The following is a 25,307-nucleotide window of genomic DNA, read 5'->3' on the forward strand; positions in this document are numbered from 1 at the left end:
GAAATGTACCATCAACAATTAGCTGCCCACCGCCGCAATTTCGTGTTGGTCCTCGTTATTAGTTGGGTCCTACTCTTGGCAGGATACTTCAATTCGAATGTCTGGGTGCTGGGGGCAGGAGCTTTACTGCTGAATGGCTATGCTTATTACCTGATGCAAGCAGACAAGCGTCTGGCTAAAGAAAAAGGTTTTCGGGTTCCGGAACTGAGCCTTCTGTTGGTCGCATTTTTAGGAGGAGGGATTGGTGCGCTTGAGGGTATGCTCATTCAACGGCATAAGACCAAGCATACCTCTTTTCGCATCCTGCTCCCACTCTTTTGCATCGCGCAAATCTTCCTAGTCATTTGGGTAATACAACTATATTTGGATAAGAATCTCGTGTCGTAGGTGGCACGGGATTTTCTTTTTGCGAAAGTGATTCTCTTGTTTGAAAATTCAGCCTATAATAGGGGTAACGATAGAACGAGCTAAGGAGGTAGCTATGTCTCAATCAAGCCCCTTAACGAAAACGTACGCACAGCAATTGGATGCACAGGACGAACTCGCGAGCTATCGCGAAGAGTTTTATCTGCTTTCGAGCCTGTATTTGGATGGAAACTCGCTTGGGCTCATGTCAAAAAGAGCGGAAAAGAGCGTCATGGATATGATGCAGGCTTGGAAGGAGCTGGGTGTGGAAGGCTGGACAACGGGTAATCATCCGTGGTTTTTCTTTTCGGAGAAATTGGGAGAGATGAGCGCAGCACTTGTAGGGGCAAGCGCCGAGGAAGTGATCGTCACGGGATCTACGACGATCAACCTGCATCAGCTGGCAGCTACCTTCTATCATCCGGTTGGGAAGAGGACGAAGGTTGTTGCTACCGAACTGGATTTCCCTACCGATATATACGCACTCCAGAGTCAAATGAAGCTCCATGGGCTGGACCCGGAAGAGCATTTGGTTCGGGTAGCGTCAAGAGATGGTCGCTTGATCGAAGAAGAGGATATTATCGATGCAATGACAGATGAAGTAGCACTGCTTGTCCTCCCGACCGTCCTGTATCGCAGCGGCCAGCTGCTCGATATCGAACGGTTGACAGCAGCCGCACATGAGCGAGGCATTTTAATTGGTTTTGACGGATGTCATTCTGTAGGAGCGATCCCACATTCCTTCAGCAAATGGGGAGTGGATTTTGCGTACTGGTGTAACTACAAATACGTAAATGCAGGGCCTGGAAGTGTGGGCAGTCTATATGTCAACCGCAAGCATTTTGGCAGGACACCTGGATTGGCGGGATGGTTCAGCTCGAAAAAGGATAAGCAATTTGACATGGACCATACGCTTGATGCGTGTGAAAGTGCGGGCGCTTACCAGATTGGTACCCCACATATGCTGAGTCTCGCCCCTCTGCTTGGTTCTTTGGAAATGTTCCAGGAGGTGTCCGTGGAAAAGCTTCGTACCAAGTCGCTCGGCTTAACGCGGTTCATGATGGATTTGATCGACGTGGAGCTGGCAGACATGGGCTTTACGATTGCAAACCCACAGCAGGATGAACGCCGAGGCGGGCATGTCAGCCTTGAGCACGACGAGGCCATACGTATATGCAAGGCTTTGAAGGAAGCGGGCATTATTCCTGACTTCCGTGCGCCAAACATCATCCGGTTAGCCCCCGTTGCTTTCTATACGACCTACACAGAGGTTTGGGAAAGTGTCCAGATCTTAAAGACGATCATGCTAGAGAAGAGCTACGAGAAATTTGAAAACAAGCGCGAGGTAGTTGCGTAACAGGTCCGACTTAGGTTGGACCTGTTTTTCTTTTTGAACACGCTCTTTAACGGGATTTCCTTTCCATTATTGGGCACACTATCCGTACCTGTAGGCAGGCTACATTCCATGGAAGGGTGAGCAGGATGAGCCAGTTTTTTCAAGCATGGCAAAAAAGAAAAGAAGCCCTTCAGTCAAAAGCGTTGGAGCAATATACCAACAAGAGCATGGAAAGCGTCTCGGATGTCACGCTCACGACCAATGTGGAAGAAAACATTCAATTGATTGAAGCGCAGTTCGGAAAGTGTGACGATCTCGTCGTTCGTCGTTTTCAAACAAAGTCGAAGGCTCAAGCCGCTATCGTTTTTATAGATGGCATGGTGGATCGCAATGTCATCAGTGATTTTATTATTCGCTATATGACGACTCCCGATATCACCTATCATGATCCGGCGACAAATGAGCTGGATTTGACAGACAAACTGAGGCAGATCGTCCGAAATATTTTGTCTGGATGTGCGGTACTGATCATCGATGGATGTCAAAACGCTTACTTGAATAACACGAGAGGCTGGGACAGGCGTTCAGTGGAAGAGCCTCAGACGGAATCAGTCGTTCGAGGGCCACGCGATGGTTTTTGTGAGACGCTGTGCGTGAATGCAGCGCTGATCCGCTTCCGCTTGAAGGACCCCAATCTCAGAGTGCGTCATATGGTTGTTGGGGAACGAACACAGACTGACATTTACGTTATGTACGTCGACGGCATTGCGTATCCTCCGATGGTGGAGGAAGTGATTGCACGAATAGAGAGTGTTCATGTGGATTCTGTACTGGAAAGCGGCTATATCGAACAAATGATCCAGGATCGGAGATGGTCCCCATTCCCGCAGATTCAAAATACGGAGCGCCCTGACAAAGTAGTGGCTAATCTTTTGGAAGGGAAGGTAGGCATTCTGGTAGATGGGACTCCGTTCGTATTGATTGCTCCGGCTGTATTTTCACAGTTTTATCAGAGTCCAGAGGATTATTACGAGCGATTTTACATTGCCACCTTGATCCGTTTGATTCGGATTATCAGTATCAGCATCGCCTTGCTGCTCCCGTCTCTCTATATCGCCTTTAGTTCATTCCATCCGGAGATGATCCCTTCTCGGCTGGTCATTGCGATGGCGGCAGGACGATCCACTGTTCCCTTCCCTTCTTTAATCGAAGCCTTGTTTATGGAGTTAGCCATCGAGATTTTGCGGGAAGCAAGCGTCAGGCTGCCGGGGCCAATAGGTCCTACGATCGGGATTGTTGGGGCGCTCGTCGTAGGGGAAGCAGCGGTAACAGCTGGGCTTGTCAGTCCTGTTATGGTGATCATCGTGGCTGTAACAACTATAGGTTCGTTCGCTTCACCTAGCTACAGTGCAGCAATCGCCATTCGCATGCTCCGCTTTCCGGTTATGTTCTTGGCGGGGATGTTTGGTCTTTACGGTATTATGCTGTTTTTGATCGTAATCCTCATTCACTTGTCTTCACTGAAATCGTTTGGAGTACCCTATATGTCCCCACTTAGTCCGCTCAACCTGACGGGAATGAAGGACATGTTCATAAGGGCTCCTCATCATCTTTTGAAAACAAGACCGATGATGTTTCATGTTCAAGATAAAACGCGAATGAGAGAGGAGGATAACCGAAAATGAGCCGGAACGAGGGGCACAGCTGGCACCAAAATCTATCGATGTGGCAGCAAATTTGTCTCATGACAAGTACCTTGATCGGTGTCGGCGTTTTGACCCTTCCTCGTACCACCAGCTCCAAATTATTCGAGGCAGGCTGGATAGCACCTCTGATTGGCTCAGCAGGTGCGTTTGTTTCCTTATGGTTAATTGTCAAATTGAGCAAGCGATACCCGGGGGAAACATTCATTGAATATAGTCACAAGGTATGGGGTTCCGCCAGTCGGCCTTGGGTGGGCAAAGTATTCAGCCTTCCTTGGATTAGTATCTATCTGGTATACCTGTACTTCTCCACGGCAATCGTTTCTCGGGTTTTTGGTGAAGTGGTTGTGACATCCGTTCTTTGGCAGACTCCGTTGGAAGCCATGCTCTTGACAATGTTTTTGCTAATTTTCTTTTTGTGCATGCATGAGGTGGAAGTGGTCGCCCGCGTAAACGAGCTATTGTTTCCCTTTATTATCTTGCCACTGCTATTCATCGCGCTTGCGTCGTTCCAAAAAGCGGAATTTGGGAATCTCCTGCCAATCAATCATGTGTCGATTCGTTCGATGGCGGAGGGGGTATACGAAGGGATCTATTCCTATTCCGGTTTTGAAATTATGTTCGTTTTTTTCGCCTATGCACAGAAAAACACGAACAAGGAATTGGCTGGATTTTACAGTCTTTTAATTGCCGCACTGCTCTACATGTTAATTGTTGTCGCTGGTATCTCGGTATTCGGATACGAAGAACTACAAAGGGTGACGTGGCCGACGCTAGAATTGGTCAAAACGACGCAGGTACCTGGATTTATTTTAGAACGGCTGGAGTCGGCCTTTTTGGCGGTGTGGGTTTCGGCTGTTTTCACTACGGTAGCAAATGCGTTTTACGTCGTCGTTTACTCACTGAGACAGTTGTTTCGGAAAGGAATTTGGTTTCAAAGAATCATGGCTGCTGTCCTGCTCGTCCCTTTGTTCTACTTTTCCCTTATACCGCAAAACATCCCAGAGGTATTTCAAGTAGCTTCGTTGTTGGGGTTGTCTAGCTTGTTCATCAATTTGCTCATCCCTGTCGTTTACTGGGTAGTCATACTCATCCGTGACATGATGTCCAAACGGGAGGAGAAGGATGTCGATGGGTAAGTATCTGAGGTGCTTTACTCTGTTTTTCATCTGTATGTGCCTATTGACCGGGTGTTGGGACAGGCGTGAATTGGAAGAGCGGGCATCAGTATTGGCGATTGCGATCGATCAGGCAGAAGAGGATGAAAATTTGTTTAAAATGACCGTCCAAATTCCAATTCCGATCAAAATCGCGGGTAGCAGCGGGCAGGGGGGAGGAAGCAATGCGGATGCAGTCAAAATCATGAGCGCCACGGGACGAACGGTAACAGATGCTACCAACAACCTGCAAATGCGATTGAACCAACGATTGTTTCTTGGACATACGCGAGTTCTCGCCTTGAGTGAGGAGATCGCCAAGGAGGGGATTCACGATATTATGGACAGTTTTCGCCGCGAACCGCAAATACGGCGTCTCTTGTGGCCGATCGTCGTAAAAGGCAAGGCCTCTACTCTGCTGGAAATTAAGCCGGGGCTGGAGCAAATTCCGGTCGTCTTCTTGATGGGGTTGATCGAGAATGGAATGAAATTAGGGAGAATCCCCGACCAAACGTTGGGTGACTATTTCAATCAGACCTCCAATGTAACCATGGAGCCGTTTCTTAATTATGTAGAGGCCACCAAAAAAGAGGTGAGCTGGAAGGGGGTTGCAGTGTTTCGCGGAAACAAGATGGTGGGGATACTGAATCGCGTACAGTCATGGGCATTGATCCAACTGCGCAATGAAAAACCAGGTGGAGACATTGTCATTCCGTTACCGAATACCAAAAAGGGTTATGTGAGCTTCCGTCCGCACTTTGTGAAAAAAAAGCTGATGATTCAAGAGCAGGGGGATACGAAATCAAAGGGATCGGAGTCCTTTTCAGCTACCTACCATTGCGAGCTTCAAGGGGATATCGTCGAATTAACAGAAGACCTGAAAATCCCGCCAGAGCAATTCATTGTCCAAATGCAGGCGCTTATCAAAAAAGAAATGGAAGAACGCGCAAAAAAGCTCTTGCTCCAATTGCAAAAGCAGTACAATAGCGACATTTTGAAGCTGGGTCTCACCCTTCGTGCAAAGCATTACCATGAATACTGGAAGAAGCATAACTGGAAGGAAGATTTCAGGGATTTTCCGGTTCGCGTTAAATACACAATTAAGCTGCGGCGCCTTGGTATGGAAATGCAATAGGAGAGCGATCATTATGGAGAATCAGCAACGAAATTTTGGTACCTGGCAACTTACGAGCATTATGATCAGTTCGATGATTGGGGTGAGCATACTCACTATCCCGAGAACGTCTACTGTTCTTCTCCATCAAATGGGGTGGATCAGTCCTATTTTAGGCTGTTTGCTAGCATCCTTGGCAGTGGCGGCTATTGTGTATTTAGGCAAGCAGTTTCCAGGTACTACCTTTGTGGAATTTATGCCACGGATATTTGGTACTGTTTTAGGTGCCATCTGTGTGTTTTTATTCATACTCTATCAGTTTTTCAATGCGGGAATAACAGCCAGATTGTTCGGGGAAGTTGTCGTGACCTCTGTATTGCCAAATACCCCGTTAGAGGCCGTTATCATCACGCTGCTATTGCTGGTTGTATTTCTTTGTTGTCATGAGATTGAAGTTGTGGCAAGAGTAAATGAGCTATTGATTCCTTTCCTCCTGTTGCCGTCTCTCTTGATTCCGCTGGTCTCTTTAATGAACGCAGATTGGTACAATTTATTGCCATTCCAAATAGAGTCATGGACAAACGTTATGAAAACGGGGCTAAATACGTATACGCTCTACACCGGGTATGAGTTGTTAATGGTTTACTTTGCTTTCGCTATTCCTGGGGCAAGGTTAGGGGTGGCTAGCATGACAGGGATGAGCTTTGCCCTTATCGTTTATGTGATTACAGTTGTTGCAGGCATTGCTGTATTTGGCTATGAAGAATTGCAGAGGCTGGTGTGGCCTACGCTTGAATTGATCAAGGTAACGCAGAAAACCGGCTGGTTTTTAGAGCGCTTTGAGTCCGCTTTTCTTGCGATTTGGGTTGCTTCCGTATTTACAACGATCGGGAATATGCTTTACGCGACGATTTTTTCATTGCGACGTTTGTTTCGCAAAGGTCTTCGTTTTCAGCAAATCACCGCGATTGTGACCATGGTGCCACTATTTTTCCTAACATTAGTGCCGAAAAATATAGTGGAGTTGTTTTCTTTTACACAGCAATTTACTACCGTGGGGCTTTTGATAACCATTTTCATTCCCATCTTGCTAGCAATTACCCAATTCATACGCAATCAGTTCAACAATGTTCGAGAAGTAAACAATGAAAAGGGAGGGACATAAGTAACGAGTCCCTCCCTTTGTAGCTTGCTTTTTTTGAAGAAGATGTGGTTAGATCGGTTTTTCAGCTTGCTCAGGCAAGTGTTCCGCGATAGTCGTAATCATGGATTGGCGTGAGGAAGCATCGCTGTTTTGCCACAGAACTTCAAACAAAACGCCTAATCCCGGGAGAGTCTTCTCCTGACCGCTTGCGATGGCATCACTGATGGTCTCTTCCACTGCGTTTGGATCTGATCCTTGCATTTTGTACATGATCGCTTGACGTAAATTGAGTGAGGCAATGTTCATGACCGTGCTTGCACCTCTCTTGTGAGAATGAATTCAAGAGATAGTATTTGTAAACGTGGATTTGTGCATACCATGCTTTTCGTACAAAACGTTTATGACCGTTTTGTGGGGGATGTTTTGGTTGTGCTATAATGCTTGTTATTGGTAAGTTCCGTAAAGGAGAAGATTAACATGTCCAAGCAATTTGCCATTATCGGGATGGGACGTTTTGGTTCTAGCGTGGCGAGAACGCTGTACGAGATGGATTATGAAGTGATGGGAATAGATGAGAACGAGGAGCGTATTAACGAAAATATTCAGTATGTAACGCACGCGGTAGCAGCTGATTCTACGGATGAACGTGCCTTGAAGGAAATCGGCATCCGTAATTTTGACGTAGTCGTCGTGGCCATTGGGGTCGATATTCAGGCGAGCATCCTGACGGTATTGACGCTGAAAGACTTGGGTGTCAAAAAGATCGTGGCAAAAGCACAGAATGAGCGCCATGGACAAGTATTGTACAAGGTGGGAGCTGACCGTGTCGTATTCCCTGAGCGTGACATGGGAGTTCGGGTCGCCCACAATCTGATCTCTTCGAACGTACTTGACTTTATAGAGCTGGCAGAGGATTACAGTGTGGCGGAGGTAGTAGTGTCGTCCAAGCTGGTCGGTCAAAATCTGCGACAACTGGATATTCGGAAAAAATACGAGGTCAACGTTATTGCCATCAAAAGCGGAGATAAATTCAATATCGCTCCTAGCCCGGATGAAGTCATCCAATACGGCGACGTGCTTGTGGTGATCGGGAACAACAAAGACTTACGCGAATTTGAGGAGCGGGCATAGGTTTATGACAAATGAAATCATTTCTTCGGTACAAAACCCTCTGGTAAAGCGATTGCACCAGTTGCTGTCCCGGAAAGGACGGGAAGAGCAGCAGCGTTTTCTCGTGGAAGGGGCGCATCTGGTAGAGGAGGCGTTAAAAAGCGGGGCGGAGGTCGTCACGGTTATTTACGATCAGCAGCGTGACATGGACCCAGCCTGCCAACGTGCTCTGGCTAATCATCCGGAAGCTGTTCAGGTCATTGCTGCATCAGAGGCAGTGCTGGCGAAGCTGTCCGAAACGAAGTCACCGCAAGGAATTGTGGCCGAAGTGAAAAAAACAGCAGCAGATTGGGCGAAATGGGTAGATAAGAAGAGAGAGGAACAAGGAAGCTTGCTGCTCCTCTTTTTGGATGAAATACAAGACCCCGGCAATCTCGGTACGATTTTGCGCACAGCAGAAGCGGCAGCAGTCGATGGTGTCGTACTTGGGAGTGGCAGTGTCGATATTTACAATGGAAAAGTAGTACGGGCCACAATGGGGGCACTGTTCCGCATCCCGGTCTTTACGCAATCGTTAGTCGAGACGGCAGATGAATGGAAGGCAAAGGGAGGGCGAGTTCTGATCTCTTCTTTGGAGCAAAACAGTGTTTCCTATGACGAGGCTGACTATGCTGGCCTGACGGCATTGGTCATCGGCAATGAAGGTAGAGGCGTTTCCAAAGAGATGTTTGCCAAAGCCGATCAATTCGTCCACATTCCCCTCTACGGCGGTGCGGAGTCACTGAATGCGGCAGTCGCGGCAGGAATTTTCGTCTATGAGGCACAGCGCAAAAGAAGATAATAGGTAAAGCCGACATCCTTGAGAATAAGGATGATCGGCTTTGTTTGTGTGACCCACGGAAATGATTACATAGGGCCTACATTAAAATGGAATATATACACTTGAATGCCACCGGAATAGACATCAACTCTATAGTAGCCTGGAGACGATGCAATTACTCGGCCTCGGGAATCGATGCTGATCCCACCCGGTGTCGACTCGTATGAGATGAGATTCGTATGGTTGCCGCCTGGGAGTCTGTCATAAATAGGATTTTGGTAAATGTCCAGGTTAATGTTGACTTCTGTAACACTTGACATGGCAACCACTGCCTGCGATGGCTTGTTCGAAACTTCGGCAGCACTGGCACCAGCTTGTCCTGCCAAAAGCAACGGAATGGCCAGCAGACTTGAAGCGATAAGATTCCATTTCTTCACAAGAATCACTCCCTTGTATTAGATAGATAAAATATACTATTTTTACCATATTTTTGCAATTATCGCATAGAAAAAAGATCGGCATGTCTAGCCGATCTTTTGCTCGTTCTTTTTCTCTTTATACTCTTCACGCGCGAGTTGCCATTGATCTTGCGCCATCCGGATAATGCCGCTCTCAATGGTGTGGTTGCGAAAGGCGAGTGCCTTGCCGAAATACTTGATGGCTAAGTCAAACTTTTCGAGTCTGCGATAGAGCTCACCAATCAAGTACAGCAAGCGGACTTCGGTCATTTCCTTGTCACCGCGTGTATAGTCAGAATGAATATACGATTGTTCATATTCTTCCACGGCCATATCGATAAAGCGCATTTCTTCCGCGACATTTTTCTCGAGTCGATAAAGCCATGCAAGGCGCAAATACAGACCTGCTTTTACGGAATGGGGCTGATCCGTTATTTCAGCTGCGTAAATGGCGAGCTTGTAGCTGACGATGGCTTCTGGTACATGTCGAACCTTGCCAAAATCTTTTGGCTTCCATTTCGAGGAGATTTGTTCATCCACAATTTGTTTTTGCCAGGGGGCGAGCTTGTCCCGGAATTGATCCGTAAAAGCAAAGCCGCATTCAGGGCAGACATTGACGGTATATAAAATGGGATTTAAAGATTGCTCTTTAAAAGTGGTATAAAAATCGCTGTCGCGATGGACCATCGTCAACGTGCCGCTTCTGATTCTTTTGGTCGAAAAGGTCGCTTGGCAATGACGGCAGCTGCTTGTCTTATCGTAAAGGGCGGAAACATTATCAATCATGTCAAAATCCCCTTTCGAATGGGTAACATACACATGAAAACACTCTCTTGATATGTAACATTTGTAGAATTGAAAGTTCTCTTCTGTTGCGCTATAATTTTCCTTACGTCACAATTATAACGCAAAGCGATGACGGAGACTAGTACGCAGGACCTATCTGTTTTTCAGGGAGAAGATGTCACAGACTGCGAGCATCTTTAACATGATAGCTGCCGAATTCACTCCAAAGCCGCACTCTGAACCGCTTTTCGCGCAGTAGGAGCAGCCGGGTCATACCCGTTACCAATGATCTGAAGTGAGACAAATGTCTCTTTCCACTAGTGATATTGTCATGGATTTGTCACAGGCTGGGAGTGAATTGTCTAACAAGGGTGGTACCGCGAGAAAAAAGTAACTCGTCCCTTTTTGAGGGGCGGGTTTTTCTTTTTCCAAAACAGAAATAAAGGAGCGATTCGAAGTGCAAACTCGGTTGCAAGAAATGAAAGAGTCCGCACTGGGCCAAATCAGCCAAGTGACAGAAGCCGCACAACTTCAGGATTTGCGCGTCAAATACCTGGGGAAAAAGGGCGAGTTGACAGAACTTCTGCGCGGCATGGGCAGCCTGTCCCCAGAAGAGCGTCCAGTTGTCGGTCAACTGGTGAATGAAGTAAGGGAAGCGTTGGAAGCAGCGTTCTCCGGCAAACAAAAAGCTTTTGAAGAGGCGGCTCTGAATGCAAAGCTTTCTTCTCAAACGATCGATGTGACACTGCCAGGACGTCCAGTACCAGCAGGCACCATGCACCCGCTTTCTCGGATCATTGAAGAGATCGAAGACATCTTCATCGGCCTGGGCTTTGAAGTGGCAGAAGGTCCTGAAGTTGAAATGGACCACTTCAACTTCGAGATGCTGAACCTGCCGAAGGATCATCCGGCACGCGATATGCAAGATACGTTTTACGTCACAGAAGAACTACTGCTCCGTACGCAGACATCTCCTGTGCAAGCACGTACGATGTTGAAAAAAGAAGGCAAGACCCCACTCAAAATGATTTGTCCGGGTAAAGTGTACCGCCGCGATGATGACGATGCGACACATTCCCACCAATTCACGCAGATCGAGGGTCTTGTGATTGATAAAAAAATCGGGATGAGTGACTTGAAAGGTACCCTCTTGACGTTTGCCCGTCAAATGTTCGGGGAAAACCAGCAAATTCGTCTTCGCCCAAGCTTCTTCCCGTTCACGGAGCCTTCCGTTGAAGTAGACCTGCAATGCTTCAACTGCGGCGGTCAAGGTTGCCGTGTATGTAAGCAAACAGGCTGGATCGAGATTTTGGGTGCTGGTATGGTACACCCGCGCGTACTGGAAATGGCCGGCTACAACCCTGAGGAAGTCAGCGGCTTTGCATTCGGTATGGGTGTAGAACGAATTGCGATGCTCAAATACGCGGTAGAGGACATCCGCCATTTTTATACCAACGACGTTCGTTTCCTGCGTCAGTTCAATCGAGGCTAGAGAGGAGAGGCAAAGATGAAGGTATCGTACCAATGGTTATCTGAATACGTCGATCTGAGTGGAACGACGCCCCAGGAGCTGGCTGAAAAGCTGACTCGCAGTGGGATTGAAGTAGACGCAGTTGAATCGCGCAACGCAGGTGTATCCGGTGTTGTGATCGGTTATGTAAAAGAACGCAGCAAACACCCAGATGCAGACCGTCTCAACGTATGCGTCGTTGATGCAGGACAAGGAGAAGATCTGCAAATCGTTTGTGGAGCAGCAAACGTAGACAAGGGACAAAAAGTTCTTGTTGCCCTGATCGGTGCAAAGCTCCCAGGTGGTCTGAACATCAAGCGTTCCAAGCTGCGCGGTGTAGAATCCCAAGGGATGATCTGCTCTGCAAAAGAATTGGGCTTAAACGACAAGCTTCTGGCAAAGGATCAGCAAGAGGGCATTATGGTTCTGCCAGCGGATGCGGAAATCGGAATGGATGCCGTTTCGTACCTCGGCTTGGATGACTATGTGCTGGAGTTGGGATTGACGCCGAATCGTTCGGATTGCTTGAGCATGCTGGGGGTTGCTTACGAGGTAGCCGCTATCTTGGGCAAAGAAGTGGTATTTCCACAAATCGAGCTGACCGAAAACGGCGGCGACAACCCGATCCAAGTCAAGATCGAAGCGACGAATGAAAGCTATCAATACCACGGTCGTCACTTCACCAACGCCAAAATCGGGACATCGCCGCAATGGATGAAAAATCGCCTGATGGCAGCGGGAATTCGTCCGATCAATAACGTGGTAGACGTAACAAACTACGTCCTGCTCGAGTACGGTCAGCCGCTGCATGCTTTCGATGCGACGCAGGTAGCTGATCGCTCTATTGTCGTTCGATTGGCAAATGAGGGCGAAAAGCTCGTGACATTGGACGATCAAGAGCGCACGCTGGATGAGCAAACCTTGCTGATTGCCGACCAGACCAAAGGCTTGGCGATCGCCGGTGTAATGGGAGGAGCAAACTCCGAAATCACTGGTGAGACGAGTGAAATCATTCTCGAAGCAGCTTGGTTCACGCCAAAAACCGTACGCCGCACAGCTCGTATGCTCGGCATGCGTACAGAAGGCTGCGTACGTTGGGAAAAAGGCGTTGACCAAGCGCGTGTACAGGAAGCGGGAGAGCGCGCCGCTTCGCTGATTCAGCAATTGTCTGGGGCAACGGTATCCAAAGGAATCAGCTCTGCTGTTGTAAGCGAAGCTGCGCCTGCTGTTGTTTCTGTTACGCTTGCAAAAATCAATCAGCATCTCGGAACCGACATGTCGGCTTCTGATGTATCGCCGATTTTTGAGCGTCTGCAATTCCCTTATGAAGTAGCGGGCGACAAATGGACAGTAACCGTACCAACAAGACGGGGCGATATTACGCTGCCAGAGGATTTGGTGGAAGAGGTTGCACGTCTGTATGGCTACGACAATATTCCGACCAGCTTGCCTTCTGGTTCGACCACACAAGGACAGTTGACAAAAGAACAGCAATTGCGCCGTACCATCCGTCATCATTTGATTGGTACTGGTATGAATGAAGCGATTTCCTATGCGCTGGTTCATCCAGATCGTGTCGAGGCAGTAGCGGGTCTACATCAGGAAAAAGTAAACCCTGTTGCGCTCATGATGCCAATGAGTGAAGACCATAGCGTTCTGCGCACAAGCTTGATTCCAAGCCTGTTGGAAACAGTCGCATATAATAAAAACCGTCAAAACCACGATGTCGCGATTTTCGAATTGGGTCGTGTGTTCTTGACGCAGGAAGAAACACTCACGCAGCTCCCGGAAGAGCGTCTGTATGTAGCGGGTGCATTGACAGGACAATTGCTCACACAAAACTGGATGGGCGCTAAGCAGCCTGTTGATTTCTTCCAAACCAAAGGGATTGTGGAATCACTCCTCGTTCGTTTGGGTATCCAAGCTACCGAGTACAAAGCTGTACAGGACATCGCAGGTATGCACCCGGGTCGTACCGCAGAAGTATGGGTAGGAGAAAGACGTCTGGGCTATCTGGGGCAAGTTCATCCGGGTACAGAAAAAGCGTATGATCTGTCCGAAACGTACGTATTCCAGTTTGATGTAGCTGCTTTGATTGATGTCGCTGCCGAGGTAGGCCATTACAATCAGTTGCCGAAGTCCCCGGCGGTAACGCGTGACCTGGCTCTCGTTGTCGATCGCAGTGTAGCTGCTGGTGCATTGGAAGCAACGATTCGTGAAGCGGCAGGCGAGCTGCTTGAGTCCGTAACCTTGTTCGATGTATACATGGGTGAGCGTATTGCCCAAGATAAGAAGAGCATGGCATTTGCCCTGGTATTCCGTCACGCAGAGCGTACCTTGCAGGACGAAGAGATTCAACAAGTGACTACTGCTGTCATCGAAGCTCTGAAAAACAACACAGGTGCTGAACTGCGCATGTAACACAGCTTGACGAAATCTGACATTTTCAGTAACCTAAAAAAGGATAATGTAGAGCAAAGGTCGCAGTAGGGAGGTACCTCTCGTGCAAGGTGATGGGAAAAATCGTTTGACGGTGGACATCTTTGGCCAACAATACCGGCTCAGTGGCAAGGCAAGTGTCAATCACATACGCATGGTGGCCGGTTTCGTTGATGACAAGATGAACGAAATCGCAAACGGCAACCATCGACTGGATACTGCCAAAATTGCCGTGCTTTCTGCAGTCAATATCGCGGATGAATACTTCCGCTTGCGTCAGGAGTACGAAGAACTGCTGAAAATCATTCAGGAAGAGGCAAAGGCTAAACCGATAGATTAAGGAAAAGAGGGGCTTAAATGCCTCTCTTTTCACGTTGTGGGTAAAATGAGAAGAGCCACCCCGTTTTTAATGGGATGGCTCTTTGGCGTATTCAGCCTATGTCTCCTGCTTGTTCCTGGCATCTCCATTGCGCAAATCCATATGGGTTTTGATCGGGATAAACAAGTCGATGATCCCGATCACCAAGGAAGCCAGAAGCGCTCCAAGAATCGTTACGCGGAAGCCGGAGACGATGAACTGAGTGAGATAAATCACGACGGCACTGACCAAGAAGCCGATAATACCACGATTGTACGGCGAAATTCGATCACCGAAAATGGCTTCTACGGCCCAGCCAATTAGTGCGATGACAACGGCCGCGAGCAGTGCAGTCCAAAAACTGCTAACCGAAAAGCCGGGGACCAGAAAGCCGACAAACATCAGGACTACGGCAGCGACGATAAAGCGAACGATATGGCGCATGATCGTCAAGTGTACTCCTCCTTTAGGGTTGTTTCACCTTTCATTCTCTCACGCTAAGAGTCGGACTATGCCAAACGAAAACGTGTAAAATTATCCTTCGCCGGTGGTGCCTGTCCGGTGCTATCTGGTGCCCAAGTTTTCTAAGCTCCGCTGCCATGCTATAATGGGGAGATCGTAATGATTGCCGGTATAGACCGTCGCTCCCGCCCGCACGGTACAACGGTCGCCGCTGGATAAAGAAGGAGGAGCACAGTGGAACAACGGGTTTTAAAGACGTTAGAATACGATAAAATAGTCGCCCTGTTGATTGACAAGGCATCTTGCACATATGGAAAAGAAAAAGCGGCAGAGCTTGTTCCTTATTTACGCTTGGATGAAGTGATAACCGCTCAGCAAGGGACAGAACAAGCAGCAACCGTGTTACGCCTAAAAGGCAGCGTGCCTCTCGGAGGCATTCGCGATATCCGCGGGCCCGTACAACGCGCCAGATTGAACGCCATGCTCGCCCCTATGGAATTGCTGGATATCGCAAGCACCGTAATGGCCGGACGCAGGCTCAAAACGTTTTTGCTCGACATGTGTGAAGATCACGAGCTGCCATTATTGCAACAGCAGGCAGAGCGTATCGAAGGCCTGCGCGAGTTGGAAACCGAAATTCGCCGCTGTATTGATGAAAACGGCGATATTCTGGACAGCGCGAGTCTTGAACTGCGTCAGGTACGTCAGGAGATTAGACAACTCGAGTCGCGCATTCGCGAAAAGCTCGATCAAATGACACGCTCGTCTACTTACCAAAAAATGCTGATGGAAAACATCGTTACGATTCGTGGGGATCGTTTCGTCATTCCGGTAAAGCAAGAGTATCGTTCTGTTTTTGGTGGAATTGTTCACGATCAGTCGGCATCTGGGGCGACGCTCTTTATCGAGCCGGAAGTAATCGTCGAGATGAACAACAAACTTCGCGAGCTTCGCCTGCGTGAGGAACGTGAAGTGGAGCGCATTCTGTATGTGTTGACGGAGCAAGTATCCTTTGCGGTAGAGGCTTTGGTCGAGAATACAGAAGCACTGACAGAGCTCGATTTTATGTTTGCCAAAGCTCAGCTTGCCTGGAGCATGAAGGCGATTTGTCCACGCATCAATGATCGCGGATACGTAAACATGCGAAAAGCGCGTCATCCCCTCATTCCACGAGAAGTCGTCGTTCCCGTAGATGTGGAGCTGGGTGGAGAGTATCAGGCGATTGTTGTGACAGGTCCGAATACAGGGGGGAAAACCGTTTCCCTCAAAACAATCGGACTGCTGTCCTTGATGACGATGGCAGGCTTGCATATTCCGGCAGAGGAAGAGAGCGAGATGACGGTATTCTCCTCCGTTTTTGCCGATATCGGAGATGAGCAATCCATCGAGCAGAGTTTGTCTACATTCTCGAGCCATATGACCAATATTATCCAAATCTTGGCGAAAATGGACGACAAGAGCTTGGTTCTGTTTGACGAGCTAGGCGCAGGAACAGACCCGACAGAGGGTGCTGCTCTGGCCATGTCCATCATCGACCATGTGATTGATTCCGGTGCGAGATTGGTTGCAACGACTCACTACAGTGAATTGAAGGCGTACGCCTACGATAGACCCGAGGTCATCAATGCCAGCGTAGAATTTGACGTACAGACGCTCCGTCCTACTTATCGCTTGCTCATCGGGGTGCCGGGCAGATCCAACGCTTTTGCCATCGCAAGACGCTTGGGATTGCCGGAGCACATCATTGATGTAGCGCGCGGCTCGATCAGTGAGGAAGACAATCAGGTCGAGAGCATGATCGCTTCGCTGGAGCGCAATCGCAAGTCGGCGGAAGCAGACAGGTTGGCGGCAAAAGCGGCACGCGAGGAAGCGGAAGTGCTGCGTAGACAGCTGGAAGAAGAGCGCGCGCAGTTTGCAGAAGAGAAAAACAAACGAATGGAGCGAGCAGAAGACGAAGCGCGAATTGCCGTCCAACTCGCAAAAGAAGAAGCCGAAACGATCATTCGCGAGCTGCGCGAGATGATGGCAGAAGGCGTGGAAATCAAGGAGCATCGTCTCATCGATGCGAAGAAGCGCTTGGGCAATGCCGTTCTTGAGCTGGAGAAGGAAAAGGTGAAGAAGCCGGCAAAAGCAGTTCGCGCCACACAGATCAAGGTGGGCGACGAGGTAATGGTGACGAGCTTCGGACAAAAAGGAACCGTGCTGGAAAAGGTAAACAATGAAGAATTCCTCGTGCAGATCGGGATCATGAAAATGAAAGTGAAGCGCGATGATATGCATGTACAAAACTCCATCCAGCAAAAACCGCAAGCAGCTCCGTACACCTCTGTGAAGCGTCGTAGTGACAATATCAAGATGGATCTCGACTTGCGCGGCTACAATGTCGAGGACAGCATTCGGGAAATCGATCAGTTTTTAGATGATGCGCTGCTGGCAGGCTTGCACTCGGTCTCCATTATTCACGGACACGGGACAGGGGTACTGCGCAAAGGCGTGCACGAGTATTTGAGAAATCATCGTAATGTAAAATCCTTCCGCTTAGGTGGTCAAGGAGAAGGCGGCGTAGGGGCTACCATTGCCGAATTGAAATAAGAGGTCGGGAGGGACATATGGAAAGCCTTCTGCACAATCCATATTTTGCAACTGCAGCTTATTTTACTGTGTCTGGACTGGCGATGGTTTTATTCTTAGCCATTTTTGAACTGGTGACGCGTTATCGTGTATGGGAAGAATTGAAGCGTGGGAACATGGCAGTAGCAATGGCAACAGGTGGGAAAATTTTTGGGATCGCGAACATTTTCCGTTATTCCATTCAGGCGCATTTGTCTTTGGGCGAAGCGTTGATTTGGGCGACATTCGGATTTTTCCTGTTGTTATCTGCTTATTTCATTTTTGAATTCATGACCCCTACATTTAATGTCGATCAGGAAATTGCAAAAGATAACAGGGCCATTGGTTTTATCGCGATGGTCCTGTCCATCGGTTTTTCGTATATCATAGGGGCATCCTTGCCTCGTTAGACGGGTTGAACGATATTTCAAACGAGAGTATAATTTGATTTGGCGAAAGAGTACCAAACTATTCTGCCCAATCAACGTCCTTTTTACGAAAAAGAGGACAAGCCAAGATTGTATGGGGGAGGAACAGCCTTGGAAACGTTGTACAAGGTCCTCATCGGATTGTGTGTGCTTTTTATCGCTGCAGGTGTTTACTACCTGTCCTAAAAATATACGCAAGTTGGCCGCGTGACTTCTACAGTCATTCGGACCTTACTTGGAGAATGTGAAAGAGGAGATACGCAATGACTCAACCTGTACGCGTAGCTGTTGTGGGATTGGGGTTTGTAGGCTTGCCGTTGGCGCTTACCTATGCCATGAAAGGAGCAAACGTCATCGGTATTGACGTCTTACCGCATGTCGTCGATGAGATCAATGCGGCACATTCCCATCACCTGGAGTCCTATCAGGGGAAAACGTTGCCAGAGATCCTCAAAGAGCAGATTGAAGCAAAACGTTTCCGTGCAACGTCCTCCTACGAGGAAGCTGCCGCGGAAGTCCATAACTATATTGTAACAGTCGGATTGCCTGTTCATAATGGCGATCCTGATCTCGGACCGCTGAAAAGCTGTGCGCAATCGCTCGGTCGCGTACTGAAAAAAGGCGATACCATCATGATCCGCAGTACCGTCGTACCAGGAACGACAGAAGACGTGATTCTGCCGATTTTGGAGGAAACAAGCGGTCTTGTTGCTGGTGTCGATTTCTACCTGACATATTGCTCGGAGCGAATTGCAGAAGGGCGTGCTTTTGAAGAGTTCATCCATATGCCGCTCGTTCTGGGTGGCATCAATGAACAAAGCGCTGAAAAAGGAAAAGAGCTGTTGTCCTTCATCAGCGAGACGGACATCACGATTACAGATATCCGTGTAGTCGAGACAGCAAAAGTCATCGAGAACATCCAGCGTGATGTGAACATTGCGATGGTACAGGAATTTGCTCGTTTCTCCGAGGCATTTGGCATTGATACGTTCGAGCTGATCAAGGTTGCCAATACGCACACGCGTGTAAACCTGTTATCGCCAGGACCGGGTGTAGGCGGCTTCTGCTTGCCGAATGCATTGTACTACTTGCAGCCTAAGGCACGTGAATTGGAAGTAAACCTGCCGATTCTGCAACTGGCTCGCAACACGAATGATGCAGTCCCTGAGGTGTTGATTGGCATGCTCGAGGAAGCCTTGAAGAAAAATGGCAAGACATTGGCAGGAAGCCGCGTAGCTGTATTGGGGATGGCGATGAAAGACTTTTCCAATGACGACCGCGTAAGCCCTGTCCACGACCTGATCAAGCTGCTCATGGCAAAAGGTGTAGACGTTCGTTCCTACGATCCGGCTGTTCCGACTGTGTATGATCACAAGGTTGACAGTCTGGACAAAGCAGTGAATGGAGCAGATGCGTTGTTCCTGACTGCTGTGCAAAAGGAATTTGCAGAGGCAGATTGGGCGAATGTTGCTGAAACGATGGCTGATGCGCCGATCCTCTTCGATACGAAGAACCGCATCCCGCGTGACCTTGTCAGCAAGGCGACTGTGATTCGCATTTAATTCTTAAACAAGTTCCACTGATTTGAATGCCAAAACCTCTCTAAACGCACGTAAAAGCGTTTGGAGAGGTTTTTTTCATAAAGTAGTGAACCATATAAAACGAGAGAGCCAATACAAGGTGTATACAATTTCAGGGGGCCCTCCGATGAATGATCAAATGTTAGAACTGTGGCTGGACCGTTTGCTTAATGGAGATCAAGAAGCTTTTGAGGTGATCTACAGCATGACGCGGACAAAAATTTATGGTACCGTAGCAGCCATGGTCACGAATAAAGAAGATGTTCATGATATTGTAAGCGAAATTTACTATCAGCTATGGAGATCACTGCCTGCCTATGATCGCAAGCGTCCGTTTCTTTTCTGGGTGAATGGGATTGTCATTAGACAGGTGAAAAACTGGCGTAGACAGATTTGGAGAAGATTCCGTCTGTTAGAACGAAAACAGAGCTTGGAAGAAGAGCAACATGTCGAAACGCCGGATGAGCCAATGCTTGCGATGGAGTCTGCCACAGAAATGCAGCAAGCGATCCAAAAGCTGCCGTTCAAGCTGCGGATCGTCGTGATTTATCGGTATTACTATGATTATACGTACGATCAGATTGCCGAACTGCTGCAAATACCTGTGGGGACGGCAAAATCGAGAAATCATTTGGCATTAAAGCGAATCCGCGAGTGGATTGACGTCGAATGGAATGAGGAGGAACTCCAAACATGTCTATCGAAAAAATCATAAAACAGTCACTCACCAAGCAAATTGACGAAACCACGATCCCTGATGAACTCGACCAGCGTGTCAGGCAGTCCTTTCATCGCTATCACGAAAAAAAGGAGCCTGTAACGATGAAGAAAAAATTAGTTATGATGGGATTAGTTGCTGCTATTATACTGCCGACTGGAGTATATGCGGCTTTAAATGGAACCTCTTATTTTGCAGACAATCCAAAAGACTTGAACCGTTTGGTAGGTGAAGAGGTTAAGCGAGCAGCGGCAGAAGGGTTGTCCATTCCGATCGATCAAAAAATTACCGATCAGGGGATTACGATTCATTTTACGGAAGTATATGCGGAAGATAGCAAAGTTCTGCTGCACTATCGCATTGAACAACAAAATGGAGAACTGGTGCCTTTCGAATTCGATACGACAGGATTAGATGTGGTAGGCGAAGCAAATGGCAATCCTGTGTACCAGGATAAAGGCTCGGAAGGTACAACAAGTGTCCTCAACTTTATCGGGACCAGCAAAGAGGATTATTTGCCTTTCTACTTAACAGACGAGTCCGGTAAGGAAGTAGAGGTTGGAATAGCCGATCATGACAAGCCAGAGGGCGTTCTTGCCTTCGCCACGCATGGATTCAAGCTGCCACAGCCACTCACCTTAAATATCGATGTGAACCGGATCGGCAAAACAAAGGGCAACTGGAAGGGACAATTTATCGTGGACCAGAGCAAAGCCAAAGAAGCAACAGAGGCTGCGAAGTAGGAGAAAAAAGTTCTGTCACGTATAATAAGCCTCGTAAATGGCAATAGTAACCGAGGTAAGACAATATTTCAAATGTCATGTAAGGGTTACATGCTAGGAGGCAAAAATGGAACGTGGAAGAGTAAAGTGGTTCAACAGTGAAAAAGGTTTCGGTTTTATCGAGCGTGATGGTGGAGATGACGTATTCGTTCACTTCTCCGCTATTCAGGGCGAAGGGTACAAATCCTTGGACGAAGGGCAAGAGGTTGAGTTTGACGTAGAAAACGGTCAACGCGGTCCTCAAGCGACGAACGTTCGGAAATTATAAAAGCTGAAACGACAAGCAGACTCAGGTGATGGGTCTGCTTTTTTTATTGTTAAGGAGTAGCTACAGTGGGGGAAAGAAGTGAATTTCCAGTCTACGCTTCGGCCTACGCCCTGCTGAGGGGGGGACTGTCCGCTCCGAAATGAATGGCGGGAGCGCTTCAAAAGTAGAAGGCTCGAAGAGGTATTTGCAGAGGTTGAAGCTGAAAACCCCCGCCATTCATTCCTACGCTAAGTTGGGCTCCAGAGGCGCTAGGACTGGAAATTCACTTCTTTCTCAGTGGCTTTGATTTTCTGAAAACAAATAAAAAATGAAAAAAAGATACGAACAAACAGAAATAGATAACAGAAGAACGGAAGAACTGATTTCAGCCCTTCCGTTCCTCCCTTACCTTTTTAAAAAAACTCAGCACCCGACGCCAGATTCAGCATGGCGCGCATCGTTTTGTACATATCTTGCGGATTGGCTGCATTGTAGTAAACCGTGTTTGTTGCTGTTTCATAGCGCGTTCCCGGGACAATTGCGGCCATCTCGGCTTGTCCTGCATGGGAGAATTCCATCGCCAGCTCTACAGGTACAGCTGTACGGAATGGCTGGATGTTGTTCCGATTGCGCAAGGCATTGGCCGTCTTGCGCTTCAGTTCAGCGGTCGCTTCTTCACGCGAGAGACAGATAGCAGCAGTGCGGGATACCGCTTCCTTCACGATCGCTGTTTGAATGCCTGGAATCAGTTCCTGTGCTTCGATGGCGATGAGATTATCACCAGACACCATGACAACAGGAACGTTGTGCATGCCCGCAATCGCGGCGTTAAAGCCAAACTCACCCACGACTTGTCCGTTGATATACATATTGTGAACCACACCGGACATCGTATGACTAAGCACGCCTGGAATCCCTTGGCGGGTATGATAGCCGATAAACATCGCTGCATCAAAGCTTTCATCGATTCCCTGCATCATGGATGAATCGCGTGGAGAACCTGCCAACAGTCTCGCTTTCGGATGGAGCTTTTCCCAGAGAATGTTGTTCATCGTGTTGTGGCTGTCTGCTACCACAATTTCCGTTACGCCAGACTCAAGTGCAGCTTCAATAACCGCATTGGCATCATCCGTCATAAACTGGCGGCCGCGCTGATAGTTAACCCCCGAAGCCGGGTTAATATAGCTCGTATCCACAATACCTGAAATGCCTTCCATGTCAACCGAAAGAAATAGTTTCATCTCATTTCACCCTTTCTGTCTGGTGCAGCTTGCTATACAAAATAGTTCCAATACATATGTAACCAGATTGATCATGAGTAGGCAACCATAAAAACAGATTCTTCAAACAAATCATATGAAAAAAGCACGATGCCCGCTGTTCGCGTTTCACCGTGCTTTTCGTCATTTCAGTAACGTACGATAAAGAGCAACAATTTGTTCGGTCATGGTTTGAATGGTAAAAGTGGACTCTACTTTGTTCAGCGCGTTTTTCACCATGGTCTCACGCAACTGTGGTGAAGTCCGAAGCTGTTCCATTGCTTGCGCCAACAAAGCTGGATTTCCCGGTTCAACGATCAGTCCCGTCTCGCCATCGAAAACAAACTCTTTCACACCGCCGACATTGCTTGCTACGACTGGAACCTCCGAAGCCATTGCCTCGATAATCGTATAGCCAAGCCCTTCGTACAAGGAAGAGTGGACAAAGCCATCTAAGGCATGCAAGCACGCAGGAATATCTTGCCGAAATCCAGCAAAGCGAACAAGCGATTCCAGCCCCAATTCTTTTACCTTGGCTTCGAGCGCAGCACGTTCAGAGCCGTCTCCGATCAACACGAGATAAGGGGCCTCTTTCTTGTCCGCCACAAGCGCATGAAAAGCATCGAGTAGAATGGGTAGACCTTTAACGGGAACAAAGCGAGCTGCTGTCCCGAACAAAAAGGCGTCCTCTGGTATATTCCATTCCGCACGCAGTCGATTGCGGTCATTCTCCCGTAAATGGTTTTGCCGATAAGGCTTCATGTCCATTCCGTTATAAATCACGCTAATGTCGGACGAGCGAACACCCTGCCCCCGCAAAATATCGGCAATGGCACCACTGATCGCGATATAATGACGGTTCCAATGTCTCGTGCTCATTTCCATTATGCTGACGATGGCATAGGCCAAGGAGCTTGTATAATCATAACGGAGTGAGCTGTGAACGGTGGTCAGCAAAGGCAACTTCATACCGCGAGCTGCCAGTCGGGAAAAGAAATTGGCTTTAATCCCATGCGTATGAATGATCGCTGGCTGGAATCTGGAAAAGGCATTCCGCAGAGCCTGTAGCAATCGTAAGTCAAAACGTCCGAACTGATTCAGTGTAATGACTTGGATGCCTGATTCCCGCAATTTACGCGCGAAGAGAGAATCATAGAAGCATACGACTGCGATTTCTACTTCGTCGACTGGAAAAGTAGTGACCAAATTGAGAATATGTTGTTCAGCACCGCCAAATTCCCCCCCGCCAATCACGTGGAGGACTCGTAATTTGCTCATCTGAATTCACCCGAATCGTAATTAAAAAACAACCTCTACCGAGGTATGTACATGGAGGCACGACCGAATAGGGGTTGTGCCGAAAAATGAACGATCACTTATAAACAAAGCCATTTTCACTATAGCAGATGCCTGCTAGATTCGCAATAAGACAGCACTTATGGTATCGTTGATGATGGAAAATTGAAATGGAGAAGGACGGTTACGTAAATGAATACGCACAACGTGTTGATCATATGCTACATATTTCCTCCTATTGGGGGAGGCGGCGTGCCAAGACCGTTGAAAATGGCCAAATATTTGGGGGAGTTTGGCTGGAATGTCCATGTGCTGACGGTAGATCCTGCCTATCACGCGACGCTCGATCCATCCCTTTTGGCACAGCTTCCGAGTGATGTCACTATTCACCGTGCGAAGGAGTGGCAGCTGCTGCCGAATCGAGGGGGACAAGCCGCTTCAGCAAGTACCAATACGACGTCCGCACCATCACAGCCTTCGATCAAGGCGAAGGTAAAAAAACAAGTCGTCAATGTGCTGAAAAAAGTTAAGCCATACTTGTTGATTCCAGACGACCAAATCCTGTGGATGCCAAATGCGCTCAAGCTGGGGCGAGAAATAATGCGCCGTGAAAAGATCGACGTGATTTTTTCCACATCGGGACCAGTAACGAATCATTTAATTGCGAAAAAGCTTTCCCGTGAGTTTGGCTGCAAATGGGTAGCGGATTTCCGTGACCCGTGGACGCAAAATATGCATACCTCTGGCATCGAATGGCGAGAGCGCATGGAAGAGCGAATGGAGGAGGCGGTGATGTCCCAAGCGGATGCGATCACGACCGTTACTGCGACCTTCGCCTATAATTTTCGCGAGAAGCACCAGGACCGCATCAAGCGGATGGAGCTAATCTACAATGGGTTTGATCAGGCTGATTTTCAAGGATTGGCGCCCAGCCATGCTGTTCCGGACAAGTTTCATGCGGTGTACGCAGGTATTTTGTATCAAAAGCGCAACCCACGACTACTCCTGCAAGCCATCCGGGAACTCATCGATGAAAAAGCCGTAGACCGAAATGATCTTTTGCTCAGCTTTGCCGGGGTGTTCGATTATCCGGGTTATTCCGAAAATCGCGACTGTGTGGAAGCATTGGGGCTGGGTGACATCGTTAGAGTATTGGGGAACCTGCCGCATAAAGAAGCGCTCGGACTGATGAAAGGCGCGAATGCCCTCTTGCTGATCGGGGATGTGTCCGCTGACGCCGGAGCATATATTCCGGGCAAGCTCTACGAATACATGGGAATTGGCAACCCGATTCTTGCTCTGAACAAAAGAGGCGAAGCGACAGAGATCATTGAAGATTTCCGTCTCGGACAAGTTGCCGATCCAGAGAAAAAAGACGAAATCAAGCAAGCATACCTGAGGCTGTATCAGGAGTGGAAAGCGCAAGGACAAACGGGTAGCGAGGAACGCGGAGCGGATTTTGCAGAGCGTGTGAAACCGTACGAACGCCGTGAACAGGCGAAGCAACTGGCGCAATTGATGGATGAACTGGTAAAGAATAAGACAGCAAAACCCCGGAGCCAATATGGTCAAGGCCCCGTTTAGT

At 48.3% G+C, this 25,307-nt stretch carries 24 protein-coding genes; 18 read left to right on the forward strand and 6 right to left on the reverse strand.

The genetic code is table 11. The features are described 5' to 3' along the window. The first annotated feature begins 3 nt into the window (after nt 1-3). The 6 genes from C7R91_RS27435 to C7R91_RS27460 all read left to right on the forward strand — a co-directional run bounded on the left by C7R91_RS27435 (nt 4) and on the right by C7R91_RS27460 (nt 6,880). Entirely contained in the window at nt 4-387 is a 384-nt protein-coding gene (locus C7R91_RS27435) for a DUF1294 domain-containing protein (protein WP_047070978.1), read from the forward strand. Between the two features lie 94 nt (nt 388-481). Next, entirely contained in the window at nt 482-1,762 is a 1,281-nt protein-coding gene (gene kynU / locus C7R91_RS27440) for a kynureninase (protein ID WP_047070979.1), read from the forward strand. Nucleotides 1,763-1,887: 125 nt separating this feature from the next. Next, nucleotides 1,888-3,426 carry a spore germination protein gene (locus tag C7R91_RS27445; protein ID WP_047070980.1) on the forward strand — a complete coding sequence of 513 codons (1,539 nt, stop codon included), beginning with the start codon at nt 1,888-1,890 and terminating at the stop codon, nt 3,424-3,426. Further along, nucleotides 3,423-4,583 carry a GerAB/ArcD/ProY family transporter gene (locus C7R91_RS27450; RefSeq protein ID WP_047070981.1) on the forward strand — a complete coding sequence of 387 codons (1,161 nt, stop codon included), beginning with the start codon at nt 3,423-3,425 and terminating at the stop codon, nt 4,581-4,583. Before C7R91_RS27445 ends, C7R91_RS27450 begins: the two co-directional genes overlap by 4 nt. Next, a complete protein-coding gene (locus C7R91_RS27455) occupies nt 4,576-5,736 on the forward strand; it encodes a Ger(x)C family spore germination protein (RefSeq protein ID WP_047070983.1) in 1,161 nt (386 codons plus the stop codon). Before C7R91_RS27450 ends, C7R91_RS27455 begins: the two co-directional genes overlap by 8 nt. Nucleotides 5,737-5,749: 13 nt before the next feature. Beyond that, on the forward strand, nt 5,750-6,880 hold the full coding sequence (locus C7R91_RS27460; RefSeq protein ID WP_047070985.1) for a GerAB/ArcD/ProY family transporter: 1,131 nt from the start codon (nt 5,750-5,752) through the stop codon (nt 6,878-6,880). Between the two features lie 48 nt (nt 6,881-6,928). Here C7R91_RS27460 and sspI read toward each other — a convergent pair whose 3' ends face one another. Beyond that, nucleotides 6,929-7,165 (reverse strand): small acid-soluble spore protein SspI, encoded by a 237-nt coding sequence (gene sspI / locus C7R91_RS27465; protein ID WP_047070986.1) that lies wholly within the window; start codon nt 7,163-7,165, stop codon nt 6,929-6,931. Nucleotides 7,166-7,336: 171 nt separating this feature from the next. Here sspI and C7R91_RS27470 point away from each other — a divergent pair, with 171 nt between their 5' ends. Continuing rightward, entirely contained in the window at nt 7,337-7,990 is a 654-nt protein-coding gene (locus tag C7R91_RS27470) for a potassium channel family protein (RefSeq protein ID WP_007728524.1), read from the forward strand. Between the two features lie 4 nt (nt 7,991-7,994). Beyond that, nucleotides 7,995-8,810 (forward strand): TrmH family RNA methyltransferase, encoded by an 816-nt coding sequence (locus C7R91_RS27475; protein ID WP_047070987.1) that lies wholly within the window; start codon nt 7,995-7,997, stop codon nt 8,808-8,810. A 65-nt stretch (nt 8,811-8,875) separates the two neighbouring features. Here the strand turns inward: C7R91_RS27475 and C7R91_RS27480 are convergent, their stop codons facing one another. Together C7R91_RS27480 and C7R91_RS27485 are read right to left on the reverse strand one after the other, a co-directional pair. Next, nucleotides 8,876-9,226, reverse strand: a complete 351-nt coding sequence (locus tag C7R91_RS27480) for a hypothetical protein (protein ID WP_047070989.1) — start codon at nt 9,224-9,226, stop codon at nt 8,876-8,878. Nucleotides 9,227-9,313: 87 nt separating this feature from the next. After that, nucleotides 9,314-10,033, reverse strand: coding sequence for a DUF2225 domain-containing protein (locus tag C7R91_RS27485; protein ID WP_047070990.1), 720 nt, complete (start codon nt 10,031-10,033; stop codon nt 9,314-9,316). A gap of 457 nt (nt 10,034-10,490) precedes the next feature. Between C7R91_RS27485 and pheS the strand changes: the two genes are divergently transcribed. The 3 genes from pheS (at nt 10,491) to zapA (ending at nt 14,322) form a co-directional block, all read left to right on the forward strand. Beyond that, complete coding sequence (gene pheS / locus C7R91_RS27490; RefSeq protein WP_047070992.1) at nt 10,491-11,525, forward strand: phenylalanine--tRNA ligase subunit alpha; 1,035 nt, start codon at nt 10,491-10,493, stop codon at nt 11,523-11,525. Between the two features lie 15 nt (nt 11,526-11,540). Beyond that, a complete protein-coding gene (pheT, locus tag C7R91_RS27495; RefSeq protein ID WP_047070994.1) occupies nt 11,541-13,964 on the forward strand; it encodes a phenylalanine--tRNA ligase subunit beta in 2,424 nt (807 codons plus the stop codon). A gap of 82 nt (nt 13,965-14,046) precedes the next feature. Continuing rightward, nucleotides 14,047-14,322, forward strand: coding sequence for a cell division protein ZapA (gene zapA / locus C7R91_RS27500; protein ID WP_007728510.1), 276 nt, complete (start codon nt 14,047-14,049; stop codon nt 14,320-14,322). A gap of 96 nt (nt 14,323-14,418) precedes the next feature. On the opposite strand, the gene C7R91_RS27505 is transcribed toward zapA, so the two are convergent. Continuing rightward, entirely contained in the window at nt 14,419-14,793 is a 375-nt protein-coding gene (locus C7R91_RS27505; protein ID WP_047070996.1) for a phage holin family protein, read from the reverse strand. A gap of 243 nt (nt 14,794-15,036) precedes the next feature. On the opposite strand from C7R91_RS27505, the gene C7R91_RS27510 reads away from it, so the two are divergent. The 6 genes from C7R91_RS27510 to C7R91_RS27535 all read left to right on the forward strand — a co-directional run bounded on the left by C7R91_RS27510 (nt 15,037) and on the right by C7R91_RS27535 (nt 21,188). Beyond that, nucleotides 15,037-17,394, forward strand: coding sequence for an endonuclease MutS2 (locus tag C7R91_RS27510; protein WP_047070998.1), 2,358 nt, complete (start codon nt 15,037-15,039; stop codon nt 17,392-17,394). A gap of 17 nt (nt 17,395-17,411) precedes the next feature. After that, nucleotides 17,412-17,822: a DUF350 domain-containing protein gene (locus tag C7R91_RS27515; protein WP_007728502.1), complete on the forward strand. Its 411-nt coding sequence runs from the start codon at nt 17,412-17,414 to the stop codon at nt 17,820-17,822. Between the two features lie 281 nt (nt 17,823-18,103). Beyond that, nucleotides 18,104-19,402, forward strand: coding sequence for a nucleotide sugar dehydrogenase (locus tag C7R91_RS27520; protein WP_047071000.1), 1,299 nt, complete (start codon nt 18,104-18,106; stop codon nt 19,400-19,402). A 145-nt stretch (nt 19,403-19,547) separates the two neighbouring features. Further along, nucleotides 19,548-20,135 carry a sigma-70 family RNA polymerase sigma factor gene (locus C7R91_RS27525; RefSeq protein ID WP_047071002.1) on the forward strand — a complete coding sequence of 196 codons (588 nt, stop codon included), beginning with the start codon at nt 19,548-19,550 and terminating at the stop codon, nt 20,133-20,135. Continuing rightward, on the forward strand, nt 20,114-20,881 hold the full coding sequence (locus C7R91_RS27530; protein ID WP_047071004.1) for a DUF4179 domain-containing protein: 768 nt from the start codon (nt 20,114-20,116) through the stop codon (nt 20,879-20,881). The genes C7R91_RS27525 and C7R91_RS27530 overlap by 22 nt, the downstream gene beginning before the upstream one ends. 106 nt (nt 20,882-20,987) lie before the next feature. Continuing rightward, on the forward strand, nt 20,988-21,188 hold the full coding sequence (locus tag C7R91_RS27535; protein ID WP_012685372.1) for a cold-shock protein: 201 nt from the start codon (nt 20,988-20,990) through the stop codon (nt 21,186-21,188). Between the two features lie 392 nt (nt 21,189-21,580). On the opposite strand, the gene C7R91_RS27540 is transcribed toward C7R91_RS27535, so the two are convergent. Next, on the reverse strand, nt 21,581-22,408 hold the full coding sequence (locus C7R91_RS27540) for a M55 family metallopeptidase (RefSeq protein ID WP_047071008.1): 828 nt from the start codon (nt 22,406-22,408) through the stop codon (nt 21,581-21,583). A gap of 162 nt (nt 22,409-22,570) precedes the next feature. After that, nucleotides 22,571-23,704: a glycosyltransferase gene (locus tag C7R91_RS27545; RefSeq protein WP_047071010.1), complete on the reverse strand. Its 1,134-nt coding sequence runs from the start codon at nt 23,702-23,704 to the stop codon at nt 22,571-22,573. A gap of 210 nt (nt 23,705-23,914) precedes the next feature. Between C7R91_RS27545 and C7R91_RS27550 the strand changes: the two genes are divergently transcribed. Continuing rightward, on the forward strand, nt 23,915-25,306 hold the full coding sequence (locus C7R91_RS27550) for a glycosyltransferase family 4 protein (RefSeq protein WP_047071012.1): 1,392 nt from the start codon (nt 23,915-23,917) through the stop codon (nt 25,304-25,306). The last annotated feature ends 1 nt before the right edge of the window (nt 25,307 follow it).

This window comes from Brevibacillus formosus (assembly GCF_003013405.1).
Lineage (GTDB): Bacteria > Bacillota > Bacilli > Brevibacillales > Brevibacillaceae > Brevibacillus > Brevibacillus formosus.